Annotated in this window: 10 protein-coding genes; 7 read left to right on the top strand and 3 right to left on the bottom strand. The window is 52.5% G+C overall.

All coding sequences use genetic code 11. The features are described 5' to 3' along the window. Positions 1-4: 4 nt before the first annotated feature. Genes ACN6MW_RS08245 through ACN6MW_RS08235 form a run of 3 tightly spaced genes read right to left on the bottom strand, consistent with a single transcriptional unit; the run spans position 5 to position 1,763 of the window. Positions 5-649: a metal-dependent hydrolase gene (locus ACN6MW_RS08245; RefSeq protein ID WP_364145714.1), complete on the bottom strand. Its 645-nt coding sequence runs from the start codon at positions 647-649 to the stop codon at positions 5-7. A 48-nt stretch (positions 650-697) separates the two neighbouring features. Then, positions 698-859 carry a hypothetical protein gene (locus ACN6MW_RS08240; RefSeq protein ID WP_419875033.1) on the bottom strand — a complete coding sequence of 54 codons (162 nt, stop codon included), beginning with the start codon at positions 857-859 and terminating at the stop codon, positions 698-700. A 19-nt stretch (positions 860-878) separates the two neighbouring features. After that, on the bottom strand, positions 879-1,763 hold the full coding sequence (locus tag ACN6MW_RS08235) for a helix-turn-helix domain-containing protein (protein WP_419875032.1): 885 nt from the start codon (positions 1,761-1,763) through the stop codon (positions 879-881). Between the two features lie 218 nt (positions 1,764-1,981). Here ACN6MW_RS08235 and ACN6MW_RS08230 point away from each other — a divergent pair, with 218 nt between their 5' ends. The 7 genes from ACN6MW_RS08230 (at position 1,982) to ACN6MW_RS08200 (ending at position 11,992) form a co-directional block, all read left to right on the top strand. After that, positions 1,982-4,681, top strand: a complete 2,700-nt coding sequence (locus ACN6MW_RS08230; RefSeq protein ID WP_419875031.1) for a family 78 glycoside hydrolase catalytic domain — start codon at positions 1,982-1,984, stop codon at positions 4,679-4,681. Positions 4,682-4,928: 247 nt separating this feature from the next. Then, entirely contained in the window at positions 4,929-5,294 is a 366-nt protein-coding gene (locus tag ACN6MW_RS08225) for an ArsR/SmtB family transcription factor (protein WP_419875030.1), read from the top strand. A 254-nt stretch (positions 5,295-5,548) separates the two neighbouring features. Continuing rightward, positions 5,549-6,568 carry a LacI family DNA-binding transcriptional regulator gene (locus tag ACN6MW_RS08220; protein ID WP_419875029.1) on the top strand — a complete coding sequence of 340 codons (1,020 nt, stop codon included), beginning with the start codon at positions 5,549-5,551 and terminating at the stop codon, positions 6,566-6,568. A 70-nt stretch (positions 6,569-6,638) separates the two neighbouring features. Further along, positions 6,639-7,193, top strand: a complete 555-nt coding sequence (locus ACN6MW_RS08215; protein WP_419876302.1) for a glycerol-3-phosphate responsive antiterminator — start codon at positions 6,639-6,641, stop codon at positions 7,191-7,193. A gap of 32 nt (positions 7,194-7,225) precedes the next feature. Continuing rightward, the gene (glpK, locus tag ACN6MW_RS08210; protein WP_419875028.1) at positions 7,226-8,716 is read left to right on the top strand and encodes a glycerol kinase GlpK; all 1,491 of its coding nucleotides are present in this window, start codon (positions 7,226-7,228) and stop codon (positions 8,714-8,716) included. A gap of 186 nt (positions 8,717-8,902) precedes the next feature. Beyond that, positions 8,903-10,588 (top strand): glycerol-3-phosphate dehydrogenase/oxidase, encoded by a 1,686-nt coding sequence (locus ACN6MW_RS08205; RefSeq protein WP_419875027.1) that lies wholly within the window; start codon positions 8,903-8,905, stop codon positions 10,586-10,588. Positions 10,589-10,834: 246 nt separating this feature from the next. Further along, positions 10,835-11,992: a cation diffusion facilitator family transporter gene (locus ACN6MW_RS08200; protein WP_419875026.1), complete on the top strand. Its 1,158-nt coding sequence runs from the start codon at positions 10,835-10,837 to the stop codon at positions 11,990-11,992. Positions 11,993-11,995 lie beyond the last annotated feature (3 nt).

Raw genomic sequence — 11,995 nt, 5'->3', positions numbered from 1 at the left:
CCGCTTACAGCCGGATTTTAAACGATTTTTTCGTCAGCGGATAAAGCCATTTCACGCCGCTCGGCGTAAGGGTATCCGCTACGAGATGGGATAAATAACCGAGCATGGCAACGATTGCGATCCCTTCGAGCTGAAGCTGGTTTTCCAGTCCCCAGCCGATCGCTCCCCAAATCGGGACAGCCCAAACCGTATGGGTCATGCCGCGATGCTTCAGCCACGGCACCCAAGCGGCAAACAGCCCGAAGCCGATAAGCCAGTTCATCTGGTAGGAATACCCGGCATACATGACGATAACGCCGACGGCGCTGGCAAGCACATTTCGAATGACGCCTTGTTTGGCGACCAGGCCCAGCAGGAAGACGGCAGCGGCAACGCCGATGTACAAAGGGGACGGCGTGCGGTCGGTGAAAAAATAATAGCAAATGATGCCTGCAAGCAGGAAGCCGGACCAGAGCGTAAGCTCGCGGATAAGCCTGGAAATCTTGCTGAGCTTGGCGCTTAGCATGCTGGGACCGTCGAGATCGGCGCTTAAGGCGGAGAAGCCTGCTACCGCAATGTATATGGCGGCGTTCTCCAAGGTAAAGGGATAATAAACGGAAGCGGCAGCGCCGACGGCGGCTCCAATGGCCAAATGGGTCTTTCCTGTCATAAATCCTCCTGTGACTGACGATGTCTAGTTGCGAAAGTAGGCAGTCTATTATAATTGTTCGCGGTTAACCTGTTCATTGCGTACCATTTGCTCCAGCTTTTCTAGGAGCCGTTCATGTGACGGGTCTTTTTTGCCGAACCCGAATATCCGCTTCCGGTTTTGCTGCTTAAGCAATTGGAGCAGATAAAGCTTTTCTTTCAGCGTAAACATGTTGGCATAGAACCTCCTATCAATTCAGCATGCCGGCAAGCCTTATTTCCTTGCGGTAAACGCTGGGCGTCATGCCCGTGCATCTTTTGAATAAGGCGTTAAAAGAATGAATGTCTTTATAGCCGACCATCTCGGCGATGGCACTGATTTTGAGCGAAGAGCCGCGAAGCAGCTCTTGGCTTTTTTGAATGCGTACATTTTGCAGGTAGCGGTAAAAGCTTTGCTTCGTATGCTGCAGAAAGAGACGCTGCAGATGGCGCTCGCTCCAGCCGCTTGCCTCGGCGAGCTTAGCAAGCGTCAGCTCCTGGTCGTAATGCTGCTCGAGGTCGTTCAGCAGCATATGGAAAGCCGTCTGCGGCGCAGCCTGTGCCGGGCTGTCGTGCTCCATCGAGCGCTGAAGCGTAACGAGCAGCTGCAGCAGCAGGGAATGCAGATAATCCGATGAGCCGGTCCGCGGGAGCTCATATTCGCGGTGCATCGCCCGGAACAGCTTCTCGAATTCGTCATTCGTATCCATGCAGGAATAATAGGCGCAATGCCCGTTCTCCATATCGTTCATAAGCTGCACGATACGGTAATCCGAAGCGAATGCACTAAGCTTATGCAGCAGCAGCGGAGAAAAGACGCAGTTGAGCACGCTCAAAGGGCTGCTCTTTTTGCTTGCGGCAGGCGGCCGGAACACATGCGAAATACCGATGGGAATAAAAAACACCTGCCCTTTATTCACCTTATGCACTTGATCCCCGATGTGATGATAGCCCGTTCCTTCCGCAATATACACGCATTCGAGAAAATCGTGGTCATGGTAGGGACTCATAATGCTTTCGATGGCGCGATTGATGTACAGCAGCTGGTTCTTTTGAAAAAAGTGCTCGCCGCGGTACGTTTCGACGGGATAGTTCATGCAGCGCACTCCCTATGGGAAAATTTTCTGCTACCTGCAAAAATGTCCGGATTGCCTCATGCTTTTGTCCATTTTGCCAGTAAATAATAAAATCAGCTTTCTTATAATTATAGAGGAAAGGCATGAGGCAAGGAAGGCGAACACTCGAAATATCACGCGGGCACAAGCTGGAAGCAATAAAGTGCAAGAGCATAAACGAACTATAGGAGGAATAGAGCATGTTCGAGATTACAGGGCTGCGCTGCGAGTATCAGGAAAATCCGATAGGAATCGGTGCAGCAAGACCAAGGATTAGCTGGAGACTGCAATCGGGCGAGCGCGGGGTAAGCCAGACCGCCTATGAAATCGAGATTGCCGGCGATGCGGAATTTGCATCCGTCATTTGGAAATCAGGACGGACGGATTCCGATCAATCGGTGCTTGTGGAGCTGGAGGCCTTTCTTGCGGAATCATGTAAGCGTTATTACTATCGCGTTCGGGCTTGGAATCAAAAGGGGGAGCAGTCGCCGTGGTCGGAGACAGCCTTTTGGGAAATGGGAGTGCTCAGCCCGGAAGAATGGTCGGCGGAATGGATTGCTGCGCCGCTTGCGCTGCTGCCTGTCGAAGCGGAGCCTTCTCCGCTGCTGAGAAAGAGCTTCACGCTGGCAGGCACGGTGAAGGAAGCGCGGCTTTATGCGACGGCACTGGGACTCTATGAGCTGGAGCTGAATGGCCGACGGGTGGGCGACAGTTATTTTACGCCTGGCTGGACCAGCTACAACCACACCTTGCAGACGCAGACCTACGATGTGACAGAGCTGCTCGAGGCGGGGGGAAATGCGATAGGCGCCTGGCTTGGCAGCGGTTGGTACAAAGGGAATTTGGCATGGAGCAACCAGCGCTGCTTATATGGCGGGCAATTGGCGCTGATGCTGCAGCTGCGGGTCGTTTATACGGATGGCACGGAGGAGCTGATCGTTACGGATGACAGCTGGTCGGCGGCGGTCAGTCCGATTCAGCTGTCGGAGATTTATCACGGAGAAACCTACGATGCGCGCCTTGAGCGGAAGGGCTGGAGTACGGCCGCTTATGATGAAGAAAACGGGGAAGGCTGGCAGCCGGCCGTTGTGATCGAGCATGGGAAAGAGATGCTGAGGCCGCAGATCAATGAGCCCGTGCGCAAGCAGGAGCGCTTAAAGCCGATTGCCCTATTCACTACTCCGAAGGGGGAGCGTGTGCTTGATTTTGGCCAGAACATGGTCGGCTGGGTTCAATTCGAGGTTCAGGGATCGGCAGGCACGGAGGTAACGCTGCTGCACGCCGAGGTTTTGGATCAAGAGGGCAATTTCTATACCGAGAATTTGCGCGCGGCCAAGCAATGCATCCGCTACGTGTTGAAGGGCGGAGAGCGTGAAACGTATGAGCCGCGCTTTACCTTTCAGGGCTTCCGTTACGTGCAGCTGCTCGGATTCCCGGAGAAGCTGGAGCTAGAGGATTTTACAGGCGTAGTGCTGCATTCGGATATGGAGGAAACCGGACATTTCGCATGCTCGGAGCCGCTCGTCAATCAGCTGCAGCACAATATCAAATGGGGCTTGAAGGGCAACTTCCTTGACGTGCCGACTGATTGCCCGCAGAGGGATGAGCGTCTTGGCTGGACAGGCGATGCGCAAATGTTCATTCAGACTGCTGCTTATTTAACGAACGTTGCCCCCTTTTTCACCAAGTGGCTGCGCGATTTGGAGTCGGATCAAGGCGCGGATGGCAGCATTCCCTTCGTTGTTCCTGATGTATTGAAAGGACAGGAGCACTCCTCGGCGGCCTGGGGCGACGCGGCGGTTATTTGTCCTTGGACCCTTTATGTTTGTTATGGGGACAAACGGATTTTGGAACAGCAATATGACAGTATGACGGCATGGGTTTCGTATATTCGGCAGCAGGGAGAAAACGAGTTTTTATGGAATACGGGCTTTCACTTTGGCGACTGGCTCGGTCTCGATGCCAAATCCGGCGATTACGTAGGAGCAACGGACCGTGATTTCATCGCGACGGCCTTTTATGCGTATTCGGTATCGCTGGTCCGGAAGGCGGCGGCGATCCTGAATAAATCAGAGGACGAGGCGGAATATCAACAGCTTTACGATCAGATCGCAGCCGCATTCCGCGAGGAATTCGTAACGGCATCGGGAAGGCTTGCTGTTCCGACGCAAACGGCTCAAGTGCTTGCGCTGATGTTCGGTTTGCTGGATGAGGCTGCCGAGAAACGGGCGATCTTGAAGCTGTCAGAGCTGCTGAAGCAAAATGATTTCCATCTAACGACCGGCTTTGTGGGCACGCCTTATTTAAACCATGTGCTCAGCGCTTACGGCCAGAACGAGGCAGCTTATAAGCTGCTGCTGCAGCAGACCTACCCGTCCTGGCTTTACCCGGTGACGAAGGGCGCAACGACCATTTGGGAGCATTGGGACGGCATAAAGGAGGACGGAAGCTTCTGGAGCAAGGATATGAACTCGTTCAATCACTATGCGTACGGCGCCATTGGCGACTGGATGTACCGCACGGCAGCGGGCATTCAAACGGTAGAGGAGGCACCGGGCTACAAGCGGATTGTCATTGCGCCGCAGCCAGGCGAGGGATTGACATGGGCGGAGGGCAGCATGGAAACCTTATACGGGACCGTCCGCTCCAAATGGAGCAAAACAGATAACGGAGCCTTTACGCTGGATGTGACCATCCCGTCGAATACGGCTGCGCATATTCGGCTGCCGGATACAGCGGCGGAATCCGAGGTTACCGAGAGCGGCGCCGCGCTCAGGGAAGCAGCGGGAATCATTGCTGTACATGCCAAGGCGGATGGCCTGGCGATAGAAGCCGGTTCAGGCAGCTACCGGTTTGCATGGCAGGGAATTCTGACCAGCTCTAGTGTAGCTCTTGTATAGAGCTGGCGCAGCTCGGGCAGCTCTCTCTAGCATAGTTCTTGTATAGCTCTAGCATATCTCTAGCAGAGCTCTTGTAGCTCTAGCATATCTCCAGCAGAGCTATAGTATAACTCTAACGTAGCTCTAGCCGAGATCTCGCTCGGATCTAGCCTAGCTCGGCATAGCCCAAGCAGCGCAGCAGGTTCTCCCCCTTCCGCTAAAACATGTTATAATGTGGTTTAGGACAAATAGGGTTGGTGGGATGAAAATGGAAAATCACGTTGCCGCGGCATGCGATGATTCATGCGCAGGCTCGGAGGTAAACATAGAGAACATAAAAAGCAAATTGATTCCGGAGACAACCGCTGCCCAGCTGGCAGATCTATTCAAGGCGCTGGGCGATCCGACGCGGGTGAAGATGATTCATGCGCTCGTCCAGTCAGAGCTCTGCGTTCACGACCTGACCGAGGTGCTCTCCATGGGTCAATCCGCGGTGTCCCATCAGCTGCGGCTGCTGCGGAACATGCGTATCGTAAAGCGGAGAAAGGTCGGGAAGACGGTATTTTACTCGCTTGACGACGATCATGTGGAACAAATCTTTTTGCTGACGCTCCAGCATTTAAAGCATGAATAATAGATTCTGGCAAGGCTGCTCTTCAGGTTAATCACCTAAGGGGCAGCTTTTTTTTAGGGGGAAATAGGAGTTCATTTAAATGCTGGAGTAAAATTCTATTTATTTTTAGTAAAAAACTAGTATAATTTTACTCATCCCCTTTCATTCTATTGTCATGGAACAAGAAATCTGGCATATTGAAAGTAACGAGGGCGCTGAAGCTGCGCTTTGGCTCTTGCATAGCGCAGCCGCTGCTAGCAGGAAGGAACGGGAATATGGCTACGATTAAAGATATCGCACAAAAAGCAAAGGTGTCGATCGCAACCGTATCAAGGGTGCTTAACTATGATCCGGGCATATCGGTCGCGGATGACACGCGCAAACGCATATTTGAAATCGCGCAGGATATGAATTACAAGACGTTGCGCCAACGTAACGGCATAGCGGTCAAAGATCGCTACCGGGTTGGGCTCGTCAATTGGTATTCCGATCAAGAAGAAATGCTTGATCCGTATTATTTGGCGATCCGGCTCGGAATCGAGCGGGAATGCTTTCAGCGGCAAATGGATCTGGTTAAGCTGTACGTACAGGGAGAATCGGTCGGAAAGGACTGGACGGGCGACTCGTTTGACGGCATGATCGCGATCGGACGCTTCGAGAAAGAGGACCTGGACCGTTTTCCCGAAGGCTTTGAAAATATCGTGTTCGTCGATTCGTCTCCTGACGATAACCGATTTGATTCGGTCGTCATCGATTTGCGGAAGTCCGTTTCGGAAGTCATTGATTACCTCCTTGGACTCGGACATACGTCGATCGGCTATATAGGCGGTCATAACTTCGTGAACAATAAGCGCGTACGCGATGAGCGCGAGCTGGTTTTCACGGAGCGGCTTTCAGCTGAGTTGCTGTTCAATGCCGAGCTAATATTTACGGGCGATAATTTATATTCCGAAGAAGGCTATAAGCTGATGAAAAAAGCGATAGCCGAAAAAAAACTGCCAACGGCATTTTTTATCGAAAACGATTCGATGGCGGTCGGTGCGCTCCGGGCGCTTCATGAAGCGAAGCTGAGGGTACCGCATGATATTTCGATTGTGGGCTACAACGATATTGCGATCTCGGCCTTTTTGCAGCCGCCGCTCACGACGGTAAAGGTCCATATGGAGCATATGGGCGAGACGGCGGTCGAGCTTCTGGCGGATCGATTGGCTGCGAAGCGGGAAATCGCGAAGAAGATTGTCCTGCCGACGAGGCTGCAAGAGCGTGAGAGCAGCGGCAAGCTTTTGCAGCGCTGATTGATTGGCAATACGGACGAACATAAGACGAACGTAAGTAGGAATGGTACGGAGGTGGCAGGCTTTGTCATTGTTGCTGAATGGACAAAATGTACTGCCGGCGGTTCATAAGCTGAAGGATGTGGAGGCTGTTCTTGCCTCCCCTTTTTCATATATGGTGCTGCTGGGCGGGCATTTGGGACAACTGAAAAATATCGTCGACCTGGCAAACCAGCATGGGAAAAAGGTATTGCTGCACGCAGACCTGATCGACGGCTTGAAAAACGATGAATATGCGGCCGAGTTTCTTTGCCAGTCCATACGTCCCGCAGGCATTATCTCTACACGCTCAAGCGTGATCGGGCGTACGAAGCAGAATGGACTTATTGCGATACAAAGGCTCTTTCTGATCGATTCGGATGCGTTAGAGCGAAGCTACACTGTGCTGGACAAGAATCGTCCCGATTTCATTGAGGTGCTTCCGGGCGTTATACCGGATATTATAAGCGAGGTTAAGGAGCGGAGCGGCATTCCGATCATTGCGGGAGGCCTGATCCGGACACAGGCGCATGTCAAGCAGGCGCTTGAAGCAGGGGCTTCGGCGATAACGACATCGCGGAAGGAGCTGTGGAGGCCCGCGGAGTAAAGCAGAAATGAAATGACGAAGGAGGAATAAGAATGGACACCTATATGCTTTCGCTTGACCAAGGAACAACAAGCACAAGGGCGCTGCTCGTGGATCGGAGCGGAGCGATCGTCAATATGGCTCGCGAGGAGCTTCCGCTTCATTACCCTCATGCGGGATGGGTCGAGGCGGACGCTCTGTTTATATGGGAATCGACCAAAAAAGTCATTGCCGAGGTTATGGCCAAAACAGGCATAACCGCCGATCAAATAGCAGGAATCGGTATTACGAATCAACGGGAAACGACGGTGATTTGGGATAAAGAAACGGGCCAGCCGGTATATAACGCCATCGTATGGCAATCCCGTCAAACGGCAGCCATCAGCGACAGGCTCAAGCAAGAAGGCTATGAGCAGGTTTTCCATGAGAAGACCGGGCTGCTGATCGATGCTTATTTTTCGGGCACGAAGGTGAATTGGCTGTTGGAGCAGGTCGAGGGGGCGCGCGAACGCGCCGCGAAAGGCGAACTGTTATTCGGCACGATTGATACCTGGCTCATATGGAACCTAACGGGCAGGGCTGTGCATGTAACGGATGTCTCCAATGCGGCCCGAACGCTAATGTTTAACATCCATGAGCGGCGCTGGGATGACGAGCTTCTTCAAATATTACAGGTTCCAAAAGCGATGCTGCCGGAGGTGCGCTCCTCTTCCGAAATTTATGGCCAACTGGATGAGCAGCTGTTTGGCTGCTGCATTCCGGTGGCCGGCGCGGCTGGCGATCAGCAGGCGGCGTTATTCGGCCAAAATGCTTATGAAGAAGGAAGCACGAAAAACACATACGGGACCGGCTGTTTTATGCTCATGAATACAGGCACAAAAGCGATTGTATCCGAGAAAGGACTGCTTACAACGATTGCGTGGGAAGTAGACGGCAAGCTCGAGTATGCGCTTGAAGGCAGCGTATTTGTTGCCGGGGCTGCCATTCAGTGGCTTCGCGACGGCTTAGAGCTTATCGAATCGGCTTCCGAAACGGAGGGGATTGCAGAGCAGGTCGAATCGGCGGATGGCGTTTACGTCGTACCCGCATTCGTTGGCTTAGGTACGCCTTATTGGAACAGTGATGTCCGTGGAGCCGTATTCGGCTTGACGCGGGGAACGTCGAAGGCGCATTTTGTCCGCGCGGTTTTGGAATCATTGGCTTACCAGACCAAGGATGTCCTCTCTGTAATGGAAGAGGAATCAGGCTTGCCGCTGCAGTCGCTGTCCGTGGACGGCGGAGCGGTTAATAATAATTTGCTCATGCAATTCCAAAGCGATCTTCTCGGTGTGCCGGTAGAACGTCCCGTTATCAATGAATCCACGGCGCTTGGCGCCGCTTATTTGGCGGGACTTGCTGTTGGCTTCTGGAAAAACCGCCGGGAGCTGGCGGAGCTGAGGCAGGTCGATAAAGTGTTTACTCCAGCGATGGAGGACCGGCAGCGTGATGCGTTATACGCCGGCTGGCATCGCGCGGTTAAAGCGGCCATGGCTTTTGCGCAATAATTATGCTATACTAACCCCAAGTTAATAACGGTTGGAGATCAGGAGAAACCACGAAGACCGCTTCCATACCCCTTTCAGGGGCAGGGAAGCGGTTTGAGTGGTTTTTTTGTTTATATTGATTTATTCGTGAGTAGCCGGGACCATCTGGCAGAACACTAACTACAATAGAACCGGGAGGAAACAAGAATGAAGAACGACCATAAGAAAGAGAACTTTGCCGCACAGAGCCGGGAGCGGGTGCTGGCGGAAATGCAGCAATCGCATATCGATGTTTTAGTTATAGGCGGCGGGATTACGGGAGCAGGCATCGCGCTTGATGCTGCGGCCCGCGGGATGAAGGTTGCGCTGGTAGAAATGCAGGATTTTGCGGCGGGGACATCGAGCCGTTCAACGAAGCTTGTTCACGGCGGCCTGCGTTATTTGAAGCAGCTGGAAATTGGCGTAGTGGCGGAGGTTGGTAAGGAACGGGCAATCGTATACGAGAACGGGCCGCATGTGACGACGCCGGAATGGATGCTGCTTCCGCTTTATAAAGGCGGTACCTTTGGCAAATTCTCGACATCGATTGGTTTGCGTGTATATGATTTCTTGGCAGGAGTAAAACGAAAAGAGCGCCGCATGATGCTCAGCGCAGCCGATACGCTCGCAAAAGAGCCGCTTTTGAAGCGTGAGGGCTTGAAAGGCGGCGGCTATTATGTGGAATACCGCACGGACGATGCGCGGCTGACGATAGAAGTGATGAAAAAAGCGGTAGAAACAGGGGCTTTGTCGGTCAATTATGCGAAGGTGGAGACGCTGCGGTACGGCAAGGACAATAAAATAACGGGCGCGTTGGTTAAAGACACTATCAGCGGTAAATCCTATGAGCTTACGGCGACAAAAATTATTAATGCAACCGGTCCTTGGGTAGATGATATCCGCGAAATGGACGGCTCCAAAAAAGGCAAAACGCTACGCCTGACAAAGGGCGTTCACCTTGTTTTTGATAAGAGCAGATTTCCTTTGCAGCAAGCGGTTTACTTTGACACGCCGGATGGACGCATGGTGTTTGCGATTCCCCGTGCAGGGAAAACTTATTTCGGTACGACCGATACCAACTATAAAGGGAATGCGGTTAATCCCGTCATGACGCTGGAGGACCGCACCTACCTGCTTCAGGCGGTAAATTTCATGTTTCCCGAGCTGAAGCTGGCTGAAGCCGATGTGGAATCCAGCTGGGCAGGACTTCGTCCCCTTATCCAGCAGGAAGGGAAATCCCCTTCGGAAATATCCCGCCGGGACGAAATATTCGTATCGGAATCGGGTCTGATCTCTATTGCGGGAGGCAAGCTGACGGGCTATCGCAAAATGGCGGAGACGGTCGTCGATAAGGTCGTCGAGCTGCTGGGACAGGAAGGAAGCCAAGCTCATTTTGCCAAAAGCGAAACCAAAACGATTCCGATGTCCGGCGGCGATCTAGGCGGTTCAAGCGGATATGAGCCGTTTGTGCAGAAGAAAACAGCCGAAGGCGCTCGTTATGGGTTTACGAAGGAAGAGTCGGCTTATCTTGCGGAGCGCTACGGTTCAAATGTCGATCAACTTTTCGCGTTGTCACAGAGTACGGCGGAATGGGCGGCTGCTTTTGAGCTTCCGCTAGTGCTGGCGGTTCAGCTGCGCTACTCTCTGGAATCGGAGATGACGGTGAAGCCCATAGATTTCTTCATTCGCCGTACCGGCGATTTGTTCTTCCGGATCGGATACGTGAAGCAGTGGAAGGAAGCGGTTATAGCCGCAATGGCGGATCGTTTCGGCTGGAGCGGGGAGCAGCGCGCTGCTTATACGGCGGAGCTTGAGGAAAAGCTGACAGAGGCCGTTGAGCCGCAACGCAGCTAGCTGGCTAAACATACAAAGTTTTAAATCATAGCGAAAAAAGAACGGAGGCGCAGAAATGCGCCTCTTTTTATATGGCTTTGCCAGATTGATAAGCAAGTATGCAAAAGGAGTTGCAACAAGGTTATATTTTACATATAATACATATGAGCACATGTTCATATGTTATTTTAGGAAAATAATTGTTATGAAATGGACAATGAAGAAACAGACTAAAAACGTCTGTCGTAACGGAGCGGGGGGAACGGTATGAGCAAGCCTCATGATGACAAATTCGAACACAGCTTGCGGGAAGCCGCTGGCAGCGGGGAAACCGGGCAGCATACGCATGAGCATGCGCATGGCGGCGCAGCATGCGGACATTCGCATGAAAGAAGCGGACATGACCATAAGCGTGAAGACGTAAAGACGGCAGCCGCAAAGGAAAGCAAGCATAGCCATGGGGGCCACTCGCATAGCGGTCATCACCACGGACACCATCATGGTCATTCGCATGGCCATCATGGACACTCGCATGGCCATCATGGACACTCGCATGCGCCGAATAATAAAGCCAGCCTGCTGATCGCTTTGGTCATTACGGCGGGCATCATGGTGCTGGAGTTTGCCGGAGGATTAATAACTAATTCATTAGCGCTCTTATCCGATTCGGGACATATGCTTAGCGATACTGCAGCGCTCGCGTTAAGCTTGGCGGCCATGTGGTTTGCGGTGCGCCCGAGATCATCCAGCCGTACCTACGGCTTTCACCGCTTCGAGATTTTGGCGGCGCTGCTGAATGGCATTACGCTGTTTGTGATTGCAGCCTTTATTATTGTAGAGGCCTTCGAACGATTCGCGGAACCGCCGACCGTGGCAAGCGGGACGATGATGATTATAGCCGGCGTTGGCCTGCTCGCCAATCTTGCTAGCGCATGGTTTCTCATGCGGAAAGCGGATGTGAAGGACAATATAAACGTTCGAAGCGCCTATCTCCATGTGATTGGCGATGCAATTGGATCCGTAGGGGCAATTATAGCCGGCATACTGATGTCATTATTTTCATGGTACATTGCGGATCCTATCATCAGCGTTATCGTTGCCCTTCTTATTTTGAAAAGCGCATGGGGAATCATCAAATCAACCGTTCATATTCTGATGGAGGGAACCCCTGCGAATGTGAACGCGGACCAAGTCGAGGCGATGCTGCTTCGCATTCCGGGGGTCAAAGAGGTGCATGATCTCCATATATGGACGATCACCTCAGGGCTCGATGCCTTAAGCTGCCACCTCGTCGTAGAGGATTCAGTGGATTGCCAATTGGTGCTTCAGGAAGCGATCGGGCAAATCGCGGCTGAGTTTCAGATCGAGCATACGACCATTCAAATCGAGAAATCGCAGCTTCTGCATCCGGAATTCAAGGTGTAACGG

Origin of the sequence: Pristimantibacillus sp. PTI5 (assembly GCF_048572955.1) — a bacterium.
In the GTDB taxonomy this organism is placed as follows: Bacteria; Bacillota; Bacilli; order Paenibacillales; family Paenibacillaceae; genus Pristimantibacillus.
The sequence above is the reverse complement of the archived record's forward strand: the minus strand, read 5'-3'. Positions and strand labels throughout refer to the sequence as shown.

Bases quoted from the DNA above. Each gene is read 5' to 3' on its own strand.
- ACN6MW_RS08220 (WP_419875029.1), top strand. From the start codon at position 5,549: ATGGCTACGATTAAAGATATCGCACAAAAAGCAAAGGTGTCGATCGCA.
- glpK (WP_419875028.1), top strand. From the start codon at position 7,226: ATGGACACCTATATGCTTTCGCTTGACCAAGGAACAACAAGCACAAGG.
- ACN6MW_RS08225 (WP_419875030.1), top strand. From the start codon at position 4,929: ATGGAAAATCACGTTGCCGCGGCATGCGATGATTCATGCGCAGGCTCG.
- ACN6MW_RS08200 (WP_419875026.1), top strand. From the start codon at position 10,835: ATGAGCAAGCCTCATGATGACAAATTCGAACACAGCTTGCGGGAAGCC.
- ACN6MW_RS08240 (WP_419875033.1), bottom strand. From the start codon at position 859: ATGTTTACGCTGAAAGAAAAGCTTTATCTGCTCCAATTGCTTAAGCAG.
- ACN6MW_RS08245 (WP_364145714.1), bottom strand. From the start codon at position 649: ATGACAGGAAAGACCCATTTGGCCATTGGAGCCGCCGTCGGCGCTGCC.
- ACN6MW_RS08205 (WP_419875027.1), top strand. From the start codon at position 8,903: ATGAAGAACGACCATAAGAAAGAGAACTTTGCCGCACAGAGCCGGGAG.
- ACN6MW_RS08235 (WP_419875032.1), bottom strand. From the start codon at position 1,763: ATGAACTATCCCGTCGAAACGTACCGCGGCGAGCACTTTTTTCAAAAG.
- ACN6MW_RS08230 (WP_419875031.1), top strand. From the start codon at position 1,982: ATGTTCGAGATTACAGGGCTGCGCTGCGAGTATCAGGAAAATCCGATA.